This is a genomic window from Acinetobacter sp. V91_7, assembly GCF_031799075.1.
GTDB lineage: Bacteria > Pseudomonadota > Gammaproteobacteria > Pseudomonadales > Moraxellaceae > Acinetobacter > Acinetobacter calcoaceticus.
Genome location: NZ_JAVQNT010000032.1, coordinates 1 through 15641 on the forward strand (window position 1 = coordinate 1; position 15641 = coordinate 15641).

At 38.5% G+C, this 15641-nt stretch carries 12 protein-coding genes and 1 pseudogene; 6 read left to right on the forward strand and 7 right to left on the reverse strand.

The genetic code is table 11. The features are described from left to right. The 4 genes and pseudogenes from RMB03_RS08725 to pepN form a co-directional block, all read right to left on the reverse strand. A pseudogene (locus tag RMB03_RS08725) lies at window positions 1–572 on the reverse strand (fimbrial biogenesis outer membrane usher protein); the annotation flags it as partial. 9 nt (window positions 573–581) lie between these two features. Next, window positions 582–1286: a fimbria/pilus periplasmic chaperone gene (locus RMB03_RS08730; RefSeq protein WP_311075421.1), complete on the reverse strand. Its 705-nt coding sequence runs from the start codon at window positions 1284–1286 to the stop codon at window positions 582–584. A 74-nt stretch (window positions 1287–1360) separates the two neighbouring features. After that, window positions 1361–1897: a spore coat U domain-containing protein gene (locus RMB03_RS08735; protein ID WP_201784113.1), complete on the reverse strand. Its 537-nt coding sequence runs from the start codon at window positions 1895–1897 to the stop codon at window positions 1361–1363. A 588-nt stretch (window positions 1898–2485) separates the two neighbouring features. Beyond that, window positions 2486–5092 (reverse strand): aminopeptidase N, encoded by a 2607-nt coding sequence (gene pepN, locus RMB03_RS08740; RefSeq protein WP_311075422.1) that lies wholly within the window; start codon window positions 5090–5092, stop codon window positions 2486–2488. Window positions 5093–5410: 318 nt separating this feature from the next. Between pepN and RMB03_RS08745 the strand changes: the two genes are divergently transcribed. The 3 genes from RMB03_RS08745 to thiM all read left to right on the forward strand — a co-directional run bounded on the left by RMB03_RS08745 (window position 5411) and on the right by thiM (window position 7840). Next, window positions 5411–5668: a hypothetical protein gene (locus tag RMB03_RS08745; RefSeq protein WP_004643236.1), complete on the forward strand. Its 258-nt coding sequence runs from the start codon at window positions 5411–5413 to the stop codon at window positions 5666–5668. A gap of 151 nt (window positions 5669–5819) precedes the next feature. Beyond that, the gene (locus tag RMB03_RS08750) at window positions 5820–6977 is read left to right on the forward strand and encodes a hypothetical protein (protein ID WP_017392122.1); all 1158 of its coding nucleotides are present in this window, start codon (window positions 5820–5822) and stop codon (window positions 6975–6977) included. A 35-nt stretch (window positions 6978–7012) separates the two neighbouring features. Then, the gene (gene thiM, locus RMB03_RS08755; protein ID WP_017392121.1) at window positions 7013–7840 is read left to right on the forward strand and encodes a hydroxyethylthiazole kinase; all 828 of its coding nucleotides are present in this window, start codon (window positions 7013–7015) and stop codon (window positions 7838–7840) included. 88 nt (window positions 7841–7928) lie between these two features. Here the strand turns inward: thiM and RMB03_RS08760 are convergent, their stop codons facing one another. Further along, complete coding sequence (locus RMB03_RS08760) at window positions 7929–8288, reverse strand: 5-carboxymethyl-2-hydroxymuconate Delta-isomerase (protein ID WP_198077661.1); 360 nt, start codon at window positions 8286–8288, stop codon at window positions 7929–7931. A gap of 43 nt (window positions 8289–8331) precedes the next feature. Beyond that, a complete protein-coding gene (locus RMB03_RS08765; protein WP_005039753.1) occupies window positions 8332–10044 on the reverse strand; it encodes an AAA family ATPase in 1713 nt (570 codons plus the stop codon). A gap of 230 nt (window positions 10045–10274) precedes the next feature. On the opposite strand from RMB03_RS08765, the gene RMB03_RS08770 reads away from it, so the two are divergent. Both RMB03_RS08770 and RMB03_RS08775 read left to right on the forward strand, forming a co-directional pair. Further along, window positions 10275–11447 carry an iron-containing alcohol dehydrogenase gene (locus RMB03_RS08770; RefSeq protein WP_032035449.1) on the forward strand — a complete coding sequence of 391 codons (1173 nt, stop codon included), beginning with the start codon at window positions 10275–10277 and terminating at the stop codon, window positions 11445–11447. A gap of 196 nt (window positions 11448–11643) precedes the next feature. Beyond that, window positions 11644–12612 (forward strand): alpha/beta hydrolase, encoded by a 969-nt coding sequence (locus RMB03_RS08775; RefSeq protein ID WP_311075423.1) that lies wholly within the window; start codon window positions 11644–11646, stop codon window positions 12610–12612. On the opposite strand, the gene RMB03_RS08780 is transcribed toward RMB03_RS08775, so the two are convergent. After that, the gene (locus tag RMB03_RS08780) at window positions 12609–13799 is read right to left on the reverse strand and encodes a helix-turn-helix domain-containing protein (RefSeq protein ID WP_003652386.1); all 1191 of its coding nucleotides are present in this window, start codon (window positions 13797–13799) and stop codon (window positions 12609–12611) included. The genes RMB03_RS08775 and RMB03_RS08780 overlap by 4 nt on opposite strands. Window positions 13800–13941: 142 nt before the next feature. On the opposite strand from RMB03_RS08780, the gene RMB03_RS08785 reads away from it, so the two are divergent. Then, the gene (locus RMB03_RS08785) at window positions 13942–15453 is read left to right on the forward strand and encodes an aldehyde dehydrogenase family protein (RefSeq protein ID WP_003652388.1); all 1512 of its coding nucleotides are present in this window, start codon (window positions 13942–13944) and stop codon (window positions 15451–15453) included. Window positions 15454–15641 lie beyond the last annotated feature (188 nt).

Consider the following 15641-nt stretch of genomic DNA (forward strand, 5'->3'; position numbering starts at 1 on the left):
GCGCTGTTAAAGATCCCTTCTGCTGAACCGGAGAAAACATTCTCGTCATTGGTCACGGTGTGATACAGGCTATAGTTCAAAATGGCCGCATTTAAGGGTTTCATTTTCAGTAAATGAGGGCTTGTGAGCTGTTGACCATTTAAGTCAACTGAATAATCCGCCAACATGTTCGACGGAACTTGTAAGTTTAGAGATTGTTCATTCTCTAGATATTTAAACTGAATTCCTTTTAGCTCGTTAATACACACCCATTGGCTATCAGCAACATGCTCATCCATTTTCACTCTTAAAGTTTTTAAGGTCCCAGAGCGAATATATAGCTTTCCATCCTTAGATTGCTTCACAGCAACCAAGTCTTCAGCAGCATTTGAATTAATAGAAACGACTAAAAAAAGCTGAGTAAAATTAAGATATTGTTCCTCTTCATTTATATTCCCCTGTGTATATTTATTATTGCTATCTATAGATTTAGGAACACTGGGAATTGGAGTGTTCGTATTATCTTGGAGTTGCTCAGCAAAAGAATACGCCGGAAGATATGCAACACATAAGACACCTATAATGTATTTCATATAAGCCTCTTAAAGTGTGGTTTTCTTACCATTAACTGTCAGAGAAACGCTGTATTTATGATTTGGCTGATATGTAAAATTATTAATAGAGTAGCTTCGTGCCTGCTCCGCAAGAATATAACCATTCACGGTATTTACTTTAATGGGATAGCTTTTATTTGTTGTGGTATCCACAAGCGTTAAGTCATTTAAAAGTGCATGCCGGTTTCCAATATTACTAATATTTAAGGAAGGCACCTCCTGATTAGCATCAATTTTCCAATTCAGTTTAGTCATCGCGTCTTTATTTACTACAAATACAGGCAATGACGAGCGTAAAAGCACGTTAACCCCTTGAGCTGCTTTACGGCTATCAATTGGTTTTGGTAGTTCATCAATAATAATGCGATACGTTTTTTCACCAGAAACGGGTGCTGGATTAATTCTAACTACACGCAAGTTATAAGAATCATTAGACTGTAATTTTAAAAATGGTGGACTAATTGCGATCTCATCTGTAGGTGTTAACTGATCCTGTCCATTTTTTTGAGTCCATTCAAATACACGAATCTGCAAATCAGTACTTTCATTTGACTGATTAAATAAACTAATTGAAGACGCGTTTTGATTACTTAATATTTCTACATTCACAGGTGAAAGACGAATTGTAGCGGCGTTAATAATGCTAGAAAAAGATAAGAATAATCCCGTAATAATAAAGATATTTTTTTTCATGATTTACTCAAATATAACTTTTTTAATGTGTTAGCCCTTTCAAAAGGGCTAACAATATTTCTAATTTATAAAAATTAATAAGTTACTGTTATTGTTACTGTATCAAGATAGCTACCCGCACTCGGCAGCGTTGAACCAGCAGGAATACGGCCATATACATTCACTGTTTGTACTGCACCACTACCAGTTCCACTATAGGCAGTCGTTGCAATGCCGATTGCTGTGGCATGCCCCGAATCTGAGTAGAGATTATAAGGAATATATTCGTTGCTTGTTGCACCACCAATCATACGACGTTGAGTCGTCTGCGCATTTTGCCCAGCATCGAAAGCCAAGGTCCACGGTACAGTGTTGTTACAAAGGACTTTGATTGAGGTACCACCTGTCGTTGTGGTGTCTGCATCAACGTTACTCGCAAGAGAACTTAAAGTCCCAAAGTCTAAAACTGCATTCGCTGTTGTACCTGTAGCGGAAGTATTCAATACACAACTATTCGTTACTGTTGCCTTAACAGTTAATGTACCCGTTGCTGTAGCTGCATTTGCTGAATTGAGAGAAAATAATGCTACGGCAATTACTGATAAATGAAAAAAAGTCTTTTTCATAGTCAAAACCTTTTAAATTAAATTGTTAAAACTAATAGATATAAAAAATTTAGCACTTATTCTTACAATCATTTTTTATTTGACTGCTCCTTTTAAAGTTTATTTTTTTACCCTATTTTTTAACATCATACATAAAAACAATTAAAATGCATGATCTTATTATTATTTTAATTTCTAATTAACAAAATATAATTACTCAAACCAACTCCATAGATACAAAAATTAACACACCAAAAAACTAACCCATTGATTTAAATAATTTAAATAAAACCTTCATAAAATTTATTAAGTAAAATTTAAATAAATATGTCAAAAATTTAGCTAATTTTATGAAACTAAATACTAATTACAGAGTTACTTACTTATTTTTATATTATTGCTCTCTTAAATTTTGATTGTATATGCTTACTTAAAGATAAATTTCAAACAAACTATTAAAGATTATAATTTAAATAAAAGTAAAATGATGAGTAGTAGAGCTAAAGACGAATTACAATAAGGAAATTTTTATTTTTTAAAGCATTAAATCTCTATAGAGACATATAAAAAATAAAGGCCTCTTACGAGACCTTTATTTTTTATATTTAAGCCTAATTAAACACTTAACATACTATTTAAAGTTTCAGAGACATTTTTCGATTTCACTTTAGGCTGCAATGCTTGCAGAGCCTGTTGCACTTGAGTCCGCTGAGGTTCTGCTAACGTGTACCAACGCGACAATACCTGTAACAGTCGTGAACCTAAAATTGGATTTTTCTCATCAAGATATTGTGCAAGGTTAATAAAGTGAGCTACACCAAAGCCCCACGTGTTTTCAGGATTATTTGATAATCCTCCACTCACCGCACGAATACGATTTGGAGTTGTTAAATCATAATCAGGATGTTGAGTGAGGTATTCAATTGTTTCGGTTGTCGCATTCGGGTTTGCAGCCTGAATCATAAACCACTGATCTAAAGATAAAGCTTCATCTTTAAAACGATCATAGAAATCAGCAAGTACATCTTGAGCTTGAGGCGCATTTTGCCAAACCAGTACACGTAGCGCACCTAAACGTTCAGACATATTACCTGTATTTTGGTATTGCACATGCGCAAGTTCAAATGCGGTTTGATCACCCTGACGAGCTATCATCATGAGCATAATATTTTTTAATGCACGCACGCCCATTGCCAAAGAAAATTCTTTTTGCAGATCTGGGTCAAGTGTAAGGTAAGTATCTTTCCAGAATGAACCCATCTCTTGTGCTAAACGATTGAGCAATGCTTCACGTTTTACATGAATATCAGCTGGTGCATAGTTCTGATCGATACGACTACCCAAATAACCTTCGCTTGGTACATCAAACAAACGCGATGCCAATAGCGGGTCGCGACCAACTAACTCAGGCAAAGTACTTTGAATTGCCTGAATGTATGCATCCGCAGAATGGTCTTCTAACAAAATACGTTCAAGCAAAGTTTGCGTTGCTTGCCATTGGTTAAAGCCGTTTGTTTCGTGCTGAATTAAGAAAGCTAACTCGTCATCAGTATAATTAAACACAAGATTTACGGGTGCAGAGAAATTACGGAGTAGTGACACAACTGGTTGTTCAGTCACGCCTGTAAACTCAATGGTTGCCTCATCTTGGTCAAACAGATACACGCCATCTTTAACATCGTTTACAAACAAGCTTTCACTATGCAATGTATATTGCTCACCTGTTTTAGCATTAAATAGTGCTAATGCCACAGGAATCGGAACAGCTTTTAAATTTGGATACTTAGGATGTGCTTTTAGGCTTTGTTTAAAGCTTAAACGATAAGTTTGCGCTGCTGCATCATATTCCCCTTTTGCTTCGAGCTTTGGAGTTCCTGGTTGGTTATACCAAGTTAAAAAGGCAGATAAATCGACACCTGAGCCAGCAGTTAACGCAGCAACCCAGTCTTCTACAGTCACGGCTTGTCCATCATGACGGCGGAAGTATTCATCGGTCCCTTGACGGTATTTTTCTTTACCTAACAAGGTCGACATCATGCGGTTAATTTCCGCACCTTTTTCATAGACAGTCGCCGTATAGAAGTTATTAATTTCCACAAAGTGATCTGGACGCGGCGGGTGCGATAATGGACCTGCATCTTCAGGGAATTGATGTGATTTCAGCACAGCGACATCATCAATACGTTGAACCGCAGCAGATTGTAAATCTTCAGAGAATGACTGATCGCGGAATACCGTTAAGCCTTCTTTTAAGCAGAGCTGGAACCAATCACGACAAGTAATACGGTTCCCTGTCCAGTTATGGAAATATTCGTGAGCAATCACAGACTGTACACGCATAATCGCAGCATCAGTTGTGTATTCTTCATCGGCAAGTACGCATGAAGTATTAAAGATGTTTAAACCTTTATTTTCCATTGCACCCATGTTGAACTGGCTAACAGCAACAATCATATAGTTGTCGAGGTCATAAGCACGGCCGTAGTGTTCTTCATCCCAACGCATTGAATGCTTTAATGCTTCCATCGCGATATGACATTTTGGAATATCTTTCTCAATGGCATAGATTTCTAGAGCAACATCACGCCCTTCCGAAGTCGTATAACGGTCTTTAAGAACAGCTAAATCACCAATAACACAAGCAAACAAATAGCTTGGTTTTTTAGTCGGGTCTTGCCAAATCGCGAAGTGGCGGTTTTCACCAGCCTCACCTGTTTCTAGCAAATTACCATTGGCAAGTAGCACTGGATATTTTTTGTCTGCTTCTACGCGTGTAGTAAATACAGAAAGTACATCTGGACGGTCTGGATAGAAGGTGATTTTACGGAAACCTTCAGGTTCGTTCTGCGTTACAAACAAGTCATCTGCTTTATATAAGCCTTCTAATTGAGTATTCGTTTCAGGATGAATAATGACTTGCGTTTGTAAAATGACTTCATCTGGTGCATTAGTGATCACCAGTTGTTCACTATCGAGTGAATATTGTGCAGGAGTGAGAATTTGTCCATTTAACTGAACAGACTGTAATTCTAGGTCACGGCCTAATAGCACCAGATCACCAGCAGTTTGACGCTTCATCACTAATGTCGAATCAACAATTGTTTTGTCATCATATACTTGGATATCAAGATTAATTGATTCAACCAAGAACGCAGGTTTTTGATAATCTTTTAAATAAACTGTCTGATCTGCCTGAACTGGAGGCTGCGCCGCAATATTCATCTTTATTCCTTATATACTCGTCTAAACGGTAGTATGAGTCGTCATGAAATATCATACGCCAAGTCATACATACTGTATTTGATTACCTTTATGAAATTAATGGGACTTCATTTATACATTTCAAATTAGAATCTTGTTTTATTAGCACAGATTAGACCAAATTTACGATAATCGTTGTTTATATAAGCAATCTATACAATAAAAATAAAACACCTTTAGCTTTTAACATTTTTTAGAGTCAGCTTACATTTTGGGCATGGTTCTTGCCTAATTAAATATACCAATATGGGTATCTAAATTAGAACAAGAGGTGTCAGCATGGAATTCAAAGCACATTTTCATCGACTAGAGAACATTAAAGCTATTCATGATCTATCAGCAGCAGGACTCGATCACCATGTGATTGCCGTGTTCTTATCTGCGGAAGGTATTTCTATTACAACTCAGGAGGTTACTTCTATTGTTAATACTTACGATGCGTTAGGGAAATTGAAATTACCAAGTAAAAAAGTACAGGCTCTTATTAAGGCCAAAAAGCTTGGCCAAAATGATGAGAGCTTGCCGTGCCCTGTTTAATTCAACTTTTTAGCCCACTATGAAAACCTAAAATCGAAACATAGATTTTAGGTTTTTCTATTTTAGCAACAAACGAAATTGGCAATCTCCGCCATCTACAGCGCGGCTGTGTATAATAGCCCCATTATTTTTATTTTATGTTCGGAGCAAAATGGCCTTACAAATTCTACAGAAACAGCTAGATGAAAGTAGCCATTGTCCTCTCTGCCAAGCTTCCATGTACTGGGTAGATGCCGAGCAATTTGAACAAGACATTCAATTCCATGAATGCAGTCATTGTCAGCACCGTCTATTTAAAGATCAAAGAATGACTTGCCACTGTGATACATGCACAAAACAACGGAAAAAGCTTCTACAACAAACACGCTTACAAGAACAACGCCATTTTAAATCAAAAGAACAGCCACAACGCAGTCTGGAACAGCTCAGTTTTTTGCATAAACTTTTCTTGCTGAGTCTTTTAGATGAATATGCACGTGAAGAAATCGCTCATGATGAATATATTCATTGGGACAAAATTAAATACCATCACATCACGCCTAACTGGATGTTTCAGAGCTATTTAATTAAACAGTTGCATAAAGATGGCATTTTGGATGCAAATGACCAAACTGATGACCCACAATGTTTTCACTTAAATATTCGTTTAGATGGCTACAGTGATCCAAGTTTATTTAGTGTGGCTCAGCAACTACGTAATTGGTTTTATGAAAATTTAAGCTTTGGTATTCCTTTTCGTAGTGCAGATGAAGTTAAAGACGTACTTTTTCAGGTGCTCTATCAAGAAATTATCCAGTTCATGCAGTTCTACTGCCGAACTTGGGGTATCCAAATTGCTGGAAATTCAAATTTTCAAAGCTTTTGCTATCGTTTAATGGATTCACTCGCAATTGGGCAGATTTATTATCTGGTACAAACTGCACTCGAATATCTGTATAAACAAAAAGTTTTACAGCCTCGCAATGATAAATTTATTAACACTAATCTATTAAAGAAAACGTTAGAACAATATCGCGAAAGAGCCGTGACCGAAAAGTGGGAAACCTCTATGCTCCCCCGTCCTCACAATATTCCTTACAGTAAAATGAGTTATATTTTGCTTAATCGTTTCTTGGGTTACGATGAACAGATATTTGTGCAACCTGTATGGAAAGCATGGCGAAAAATTGAACCACGTTTAAACTTTTATTCTGTCAAACGTTGTATGTATTGTGGTTCAAATGATTTAACCGTTGACTATGATGCAGCAGATTATGTTTCTTTGATTTGCCAAAAATGTAAGCATCAAGACCACTATTTTACCCACTAAATTTATAATCACTTTGGCTTACTAGGGATAATAATATGACATCGACATCTAGTTTGATTGAACAGGTCATTGAAGCTTGGCACAACATGCAAGCCAAAACGCCTCTTGTACAATGTATTACTAATAGCGTTGCTGCAAACTATACGGCCAATGTATTACTCGCGTCTGGTGCTTCGCCTGCGATGATTGATAATCCTTATGAAGCAGAAAGCTTTACCAAAATATCATCGGCCTTGAGCATTAATTTAGGTACGCCCACCACTGAGCAAATGCAAGCCATGCAGATCTCAGCTAAAACAGCTCAGCTAAATGACATTCCATGGGTACTTGATCCGGTTGGCTATGGGCCAATTTTAGCTTGGCGTAGTCAAATGACAGACGAGCTTTTGCAATTTAAGCCAAGCGTTATCCGTGGTAATGCTTCAGAAATCAGTACGCTTGCAGGTAATCAGGTTCAATCTAAAGGTGTAGATAGCACCCTAAGTAGTGATGATGTCTATCGACAGGCTTACGCGCTATTAGTACATACAGACTGTATCGCAATTTCAGGTGAGTCAGATTACATTCTGTCTAAAGAATTAGATGTCGTTATCCAAATTAACGGCGGCAGCCCCTTACAACCTAAAATTACAGCAACAGGATGTGCTTTGGGTGCGTTAATCGCTGCATATAGTGCAGTAACGACTCCAACCATTGCAGCGCTCTCAGCTCATATACATTTTGCAATTGCGGGTAAACTTGCATCTAATCAAGCACAAACCATGGGAAGTTTTAGTACCATTTTTATGGACTATATTCATATGTTAGATGCCAACCTGATTGAGCAATATGCAAATATCAAGCTGTTTGGTTTAAAGGCATAACCACAAGAAGTTATGCCTTTGTGGGTAAGAGGATATTTTAAATCTGCCGATAGTACTGATAATCACAAACCAGTCGCAGCTTTATAATTTATACAACTTGCTTAAAGTAATCTTCTTTTGGCATATCAACAAGTTCAACACACAATTGAATTTCTTTATTAAACTCTTGTTGTAGATAATTTTTATTGCTGAGTGCCGCTAACAACTGATCACCCATCAGTTGTTTTTGCTCTGCATTTCTTCCCGACAAAATATAAACTTTTACATGAATATAAGCCTGTTCTAGTCCCAAACCAATTAGGAAAACATCATCTTTACGCGCACGGCTTTTAATGTCTTCTGGGCTAAACAGCTCTGTTTTAATGAGCGTTGTATTAATTTCTTCAAGTAATTGTTTTGCGTTTAATCCAGTTAAGTTATCTGAATAATCAACTACAATGTGCGGCATAGCCACCTCAATTTATGTAATAAGTAATTAAGCTAATTAAACTTTACTCAATAAATAATAAAGCTAATCGAACCTGATCATATCCCATTCGAGGACTGGTTGCTTCAACGATTGGTCTTAGTTTGATCGAACCATCATCAGAAAAATGATCTGGATTTTGGCGCTTTTTCAGTTTCTTATAAATTTTTCGGATTTCTTCCACCACCTCTTCACCAGGATGGGCAACCGAAATATCCAGTTTTTGTTCTTTATGCAGTCGCGCCAAATGGTTAATGATTGTCGCTGGGGTAAGGCCACGTTCATGCGCAATATCTTCAATCTCATAGCCTTCTTCAAACAACGCACGTGTTTCGTCTAGAGTTGCCGAGGCATAATTTTGTTTCGCACCTTTTGAGAGTTTTTTCTCATTACGAGAAATCTCAGTTTCATTTAAAGTTCCGCCACAATGACGAATAAATGCTTTGTGCTGAGCAGTTAAATCTACATCTGCAAAGTTGTCTTCTGCTTCTTTAGACAACTCTTGGAAACGACGATCGGCTTTAACAGCCAAACTATCTAGCTCTAGAGCTTGCTCGTTAATCCCTAATAACTTTAATCCAGTTAAAGATTTCAGTCGCGAGAGCGCAACATAGCCCTGACCTTTTTCAAAGGTGTTCATGAGGTTAATTTCGGCAGCTTCTAAGGTCATCCCTTGGCTTTTATGAATGGTAATCGCCCATGCCAAACGAAGTGGGATTTGCTGGAAACTGGCAATCACTTTACCTGCATCATTTTCAACTGACCAAGTTTCAGGCGCAACAAGCAATGTCGTACCATCGGTTAGTTTCACCTTCGGCAACAAACCATTTTCATCATCTTCTTCAAAACCAATGACTTCACCTAAACTCCCGTTGATATATCCCATATCAAAGTTGTTTTTTACAAACATGACTTTTGCATGTTTCTTTAAGGTGAGTTCTTCTGGTGCACGAACCGAAGATTTTAAAGTTTCTACCAGTTTTTCATTACCATCTAAAACCGCATTGAATTGATGCCCTTCATTATCAATTTCATTTAAGTGCTGATAATTGATATTGTCGACATCCATATTGTGCGTATAGAGACGAGTAAAGGTCTCACCAATATCATGCGAGCGTGATTGACGTAATGCGTGTAAATGATCTGATTGAATATTTTGCGCGCGAATCGCATTTAAAATCTGGTTAAGAATTTCATCGTCTTGGCGGTGTTGTTCTGTTAAATAACATACGCGGAATTTAGCTTCGACCCATGCATCAGACATAAAACAGAACTTGTCACGGTTGGCTTCACTATTACGTCCAACTGGTGGCAACTGAAAGAAATCTCCGGCAACAATGACTTGGATACCACCAAATGCCTCATCACTTTCTTTAAAATATTTTAAAACCTGATTCACCAGATTAAGCTGCTTAGCATGCAACATCGAAATTTCATCGATGACGAGAACTTGCGCATTTTCAAGGTGTTCCTTGAGATATTTACGCTCTTTCATACGTTTTAGGTCATCATCAGTTAACTGATCTTTAATCCCGATGCCTGCCCATGTATGAATCGTCATGCCGTTCATATGCGTTGCAGCAATACCTGTAGATGCCGTAATCGCCACAGGCACTTTACGTGCTTTTAAGTATTGGATGTACTGATTGAGTGTATAGGTTTTCCCTGCACCAGCCGAACCGGTTAAAAAGACATTTTCACCTGCTTTAAGCAGTTTAAGCGCAGTTTCCTGTTTCATAATCTCATAAGTACATCTTCAACAGCCCATAGCTTAACGACTTTCCCGAAAAAATTAAATGAATGAGCTAGAATTTCTGTAAAATCAATATAAATCAATAATTAACATTAAAATAATATTTGGTAGGTTTTTGGTAGGTAGGAAAATAATCTTCACATCACAATACTAAGGCCATGGTGAGGCTCACCTGTAATAACAAACAATGGATTTATGGAAGAAGGAATCACTCCATGGCTTTTAAAAATATTGCAGATCAAACAAATGGTTTTTATATTCCCTGTGTATCACTCTTTGGACCAGGATGTGCCAAAGAAATAGGTACAAAGGCACAAAACCTCGGCGCAAAAAAAGCATTAATTGTGACCGATGAAGGCTTATTTAAATTTGGTGTCGCAGATCTTATCGCAAACTATTTAACTGAAGCAGGCGTTGCGAGCCATATTTTTCCGGGTGCAGAACCTAACCCAACCGATATCAATGTCCATAATGGCGTAAATGCCTATAACGACAATGGCTGTGACTTTATTGTCTCGCTAGGTGGCGGTTCATCTCATGACTGTGCAAAAGGGATTGGCCTAGTTACTGCTGGTGGTGGTCATATTCGTGATTACGAAGGTATCGATAAAAGTAAAGTCCCAATGACGCCACTGATTGCAGTCAACACAACCGCTGGTACTGCATCTGAAATGACTCGTTTCTGTATTATTACCAATACAGACACTCACGTAAAAATGGCAATTGTTGACTGGCGTTGTACTCCACTTATTGCAATTGATGACCCGAAACTCATGATTGCCAAACCGGCTGGTTTAACAGCAGCAACAGGTATGGATGCTTTAACCCATGCAGTTGAAGCCTATGTTTCTACGGCGGCCAACCCAATTACCGATGCTTGTGCAGAAAAAGCCATCACCATGATTAGTCAATGGTTACAACCTGCTGTAGCAAACGGTGAAAATATCGAAGCACGTGATGCAATGAGCTATGCACAGTACTTGGCTGGTATGGCATTTAACAATGCATCTCTAGGTTATGTACATGCAATGGCGCATCAATTGGGCGGTTTCTATAACCTACCTCACGGCGTATGTAACGCAATCTTGTTACCACACGTGTGCGAATTTAACTTAATTGCCTGCCCAGATCGCTACGCAAAAATCGCAGAGTTAATGGGTGTAAAAACTCATGGACTGACCGTGATGGAAGCTGCGTATGCTGCAATTGATGCCATTCGTAAACTGTCTTCATCCATTGGTATTCCATCTGGATTAACAGAGCTAGGCGTAAAAACTGAAGACCTTGCGGTTATGGCCGATAATGCTCAAAAAGATGCATGTATGCTGACCAATCCACGTAAAGCAAATCATGCACAAGTTGTGGAGATTTTCAAAGCAGCACTTTAATACTGATGTAATGGCACATCCCTCTAGTAAGTCAAACCCCTCCGACCGTTGACTTACTTTTTGGGGAATACTTAGCTCCAGCGGTATTCCCTTTTTTTTAAACCTCTATTCCAATCCAACCTCTAAACCTGATTGACAATTCGCCCATTTCATTGAAGGATACTCAGCATGTCTTAATTACAATAGCTCGATAAAAATGAATACATCCTCAGCTACTCAAAATTATGTTCCAGATATTTTAGGTACTGGCTACGAACAGCTCACACTAAACTTTCCCGATGATTATGAAGGTAAAGTTGTTGCCACACTGGTTCGTAAAAAGGCCGCTCAATCTACTCAAAAAGCTGTGCTGTATATTCATGGTTTTTTAGATTATTTCTTTCAAACTGAAATGGCTGAACAATTCAATGCGCATGGTTACGACTTCTATGCCTTGGATTTAAGAAAATATGGTCGTTCCAAGCTACCCCATCAAATCTTCTATAATGTGCTTGATTTAAGTGAATACGATGCCGAAATTACTCAAGCATTAGATATAATTGCTAAAGAACAGCACACACAAGTATTGCTTGCAGGCCATTCGACTGGCGGTTTGACAGCAACGCTTTATGCTGCCCATCACCCGAACCATCCTCTTATTAAAGCGCTATGGACGAATAGTCCATTTTATGACTTTAATTTAAGCTTGGTCGAAAAGAAGTTTGGTATTCCAGTACTCAGTCGAGTAGGAAAATATCTACCTAAAGTTAAATTCCCAAGCCAACTGAACAAATGGTACACCGCGAGTCTTCACAAACAGCTCAAGGGCGAATGGGACTTTAATCTGGACTGGAAACCTACCTCTGCCCCTACGGTTCAACTCAGCTTTCTACATGCGATTCATACGGCACAAAAAGAAATACATCGCGGGGTTAAACTTGATATCCCTGCACTGATTATGCATTCTCATCAAACTAAAAACCCTAAAAAATGGGGAGCAGATGCGACTCAGAGTGATGTGATTTTAGATGTTAAAGACATTGAAAAACATGGTAAAAAAATTAAAGGCGATGTCTCTGTTGTCTCTATTCACAATGGGTTACATGATTTAGTCCTTTCGGCCCAGCCAGTACGAGAACAAGTCTATCAACAATTGTTCCAGTGGCTGGATCAAAAAATCACTTAACTGAGCTTAGGTGAGTCAAGGTATTTCATCAGCAATTGATGCGCGGGATGTTCACTCGGTACTAACTCCATAAGACGTTCTACTGCATCGATTGCTTCGGGGAAATGAGCTAAATGCTTAAGTAATAAATCTGTTTCTTGCGTTTTAAAAATTGCATCGCTCAAGCGCGATTCAAGGCAGTCACGCCATGCACATAAAAACGGGCTTTCAGTTTTTGCCAGAAAAACACCTGTGTAAAGCTGCAAAGCAGAAGCCGCATATCCCGCATCCAGTGCTTGTTCAGCTTGTAAAAAATCGGCTTCAACATGTACAAGCAAACGATATGGCCGAGATCCAAGTAAACCACCCAAAATATCTCGAAGTTGAGACATTTCAGCTTTAAGCGTACCCATACTCACTTTACGTTCGCCATAGAGCGCCTGATAGAGATGCTCTAAAGTTAAACCATGTGGACATAACGCCAATATGGTTAAAATTTCAATTTGACGCGGTGTTAATAATAAACTTTTGCCATTAAATTTAACTTGTGGTGTTGAAAAAGCACGAATATGTAATTGCTGACGCTGCTGCTCTAGCAAGGCAGATTGAATAATTGATGCACAACGTTCGGCAGCCAATATTCCTAAACTATTATGGTTCTTCCAAGTAGTCGATAAATCAACGACACCTAGAGTTTGTTTTGAGTATGGATCGATAATTGGCGCGGCATAGCACACCCAATCATGAATCGATTCCATATAATGTTCATTAGAAAAAACACAACTTGATTGCTGAGTTTTTAAAGACAAAGCCAATGCATTGGTACCAACAAATTCTTCACGCCATTGCCCACCCTGTACAAAGTGAACACGCTCAGCTGCACTTTGCATTTGAGCACTTGTTGCCGTCCAAATGATCGTACTACCAATGTCACCAACGGCAATCACCATTGAGGATTGCTCAGCAATATGACGTAAATCATCGGCACACTGACTTAAAGCCATATCTAAAGCATTTTGTGAAGCAGATTTTTTTTCGACTAATGGAGCCGCAAAACGCTCTTTAGGAATCGCAGCAGAGGCTGACCGTTCCCATGAACTTGCAATACTTTGACCCAGTTTGGCAGCATTTTGAGGAGAGAGACTATTTTGCGTACGCAGTTGATCAATCAACGTCCGTTGCTGCAATAAATCCTTTTTTGTGAACATTTGTAAATTCCTTATATATCCACATTTCTATTCCAACCTTTCTCCAACCTTCTTCTTTATATCCTAATTATACAAAGTACGAAAGTACCTACTGACAGGGTTCTTGTTAGTCTTTAGTCCTAAAAAGCAAAGGAATATTTATATGCGCTATATCGATCCAAATCAACCAGGCTCAAAAGTTCAATTTAAATCACAATATGAAAATTTTATTGGCGGTGAATGGGTTGCACCTGTAAAAGGTGCATATTTTGATAATGTATCTCCTGTTGATGGAAAAGCTTTCACACGTATTCCACGCTCTAGTGCCGAAGATATCGAACTTGCTCTAGATGCAGCACATAAAGCGAAAGCTACATGGAATAAAGCCTCACCAACGGTACGCTCTAATATACTTTTAAAAATTGCTGATCGTTTAGAAGCAAATCTTGAAATGCTTGCTGTCGCAGAAACTTGGGATAACGGTAAAGCTGTTCGTGAAACTTTAGCAGCAGACCTACCACTTGCGATTGACCATTTCCGTTATTTCGCAGGTTGTATCCGTGCTCAAGAAGGCGGGATCTCTGAAATTGATGAAGATACAATTGCCTACCATTTCCATGAGCCATTAGGTGTGGTTGGCCAAATCATTCCATGGAACTTCCCAATTTTAATGGCAGCATGGAAACTTGCTCCTGCTCTAGCGGCTGGTAACTGTGTCGTAATTAAACCAGCAGAGCAAACACCAGTAGGTATTTTGTTGGTGGCTGAACTTATTCAAGACATTTTACCGCCGGGTGTACTTAATATTGTTAATGGTTTCGGTTCAGAAGTCGGTCGTCCGCTAGCGACAAACCCACGTATTGCCAAAATTGCTTTCACAGGTTCAACTCAAACTGGACAAATGGTGATGCAATATGCGACCGAAAATATTATTCCAGTCACCTTAGAACTTGGCGGTAAGTCACCAAACCTTTTCTTTGAAGATATCATGGATAAAGAAGATGATTTCTTAGAAAAAACACTTGAAGGTTTTGCGATGTTTGCCTTGAACCAAGGTGAAGTATGTACTTGCCCTTCTCGTGCTTTAGTACAAGAAAGTATTGCTGATCAGTTCTTGGAGTTGGCTGTAGAGCGTGTAAAACGTATTAAAACTGGTCATCCACTTGATACTGAAACCATGATTGGTGCTCAAGCATCTCTACAACAACAAGAGAAAATCTTACGTTGTATTAATACTGGTCGTGAAGAAGGCGCAGAACTCTTACTTGGCGGTAGTGGCCGTAAAGAAGTAGGTGATGGTTTCTATGTTGATCCGACTATTTTTAAAGGTCACAATGGCATGCAAGTTTTCCAAGAAGAAATTTTTGGACCTGTACTTGCTGTGACAACGTTCAAAGACTTTGACGATGCAATTAAAATTGCCAATGACACCATGTATGGTTTAGGTGCAGGCGTTTGGTCACGTTCAGCTCACATTTCTTATCGTGCGGGTCGTGCCATTGAGGCGGGCCGTGTCTGGACAAACTGCTACAACATCTACCCTGCACATGCTGCATTTGGTGGCTACAAAAAATCAGGTATTGGTCGTGAAAACCACAAGATGATGCTAGATCATTATCAACAAACTAAAAACTTATTGGTGAGTTATTCAACTAAACCAATGGGCTTCTTCTAAGTTCTGCACCAAGTTGATACCAGACTATCAACACTAGAAAGAAGTAAGCTCATTAATTATGTAAGAAGCCAGTAATTTAGATTACTGGCTTCTTTATTTAGTACTGTTAGTTCTCAAGTTTTTATCATTTGGAATAAAAAAGCGCCATCTATTATCTAAAGTGCTTAATTTAGGCATTGCTTTTGCAT

Bases quoted from the DNA above. Each gene is read 5' to 3' on its own strand.
- RMB03_RS08730 (WP_311075421.1), bottom strand. From the start codon at position 1,286: ATGAAAAAAAATATCTTTATTATTACGGGATTATTCTTATCTTTTTCT.
- pepN (WP_311075422.1), bottom strand. From the start codon at position 5,092: ATGAATATTGCGGCGCAGCCTCCAGTTCAGGCAGATCAGACAGTTTAT.
- RMB03_RS08745 (WP_004643236.1), top strand. From the start codon at position 5,411: ATGGAATTCAAAGCACATTTTCATCGACTAGAGAACATTAAAGCTATT.
- RMB03_RS08750 (WP_017392122.1), top strand. From the start codon at position 5,820: ATGGCCTTACAAATTCTACAGAAACAGCTAGATGAAAGTAGCCATTGT.
- thiM (WP_017392121.1), top strand. From the start codon at position 7,013: ATGACATCGACATCTAGTTTGATTGAACAGGTCATTGAAGCTTGGCAC.
- RMB03_RS08760 (WP_198077661.1), bottom strand. From the start codon at position 8,288: ATGCCGCACATTGTAGTTGATTATTCAGATAACTTAACTGGATTAAAC.
- RMB03_RS08765 (WP_005039753.1), bottom strand. From the start codon at position 10,044: ATGAAACAGGAAACTGCGCTTAAACTGCTTAAAGCAGGTGAAAATGTC.
- RMB03_RS08770 (WP_032035449.1), top strand. From the start codon at position 10,275: ATGGCTTTTAAAAATATTGCAGATCAAACAAATGGTTTTTATATTCCC.
- RMB03_RS08775 (WP_311075423.1), top strand. From the start codon at position 11,644: ATGAATACATCCTCAGCTACTCAAAATTATGTTCCAGATATTTTAGGT.
- RMB03_RS08780 (WP_003652386.1), bottom strand. From the start codon at position 13,799: ATGTTCACAAAAAAGGATTTATTGCAGCAACGGACGTTGATTGATCAA.
- RMB03_RS08785 (WP_003652388.1), top strand. From the start codon at position 13,942: ATGCGCTATATCGATCCAAATCAACCAGGCTCAAAAGTTCAATTTAAA.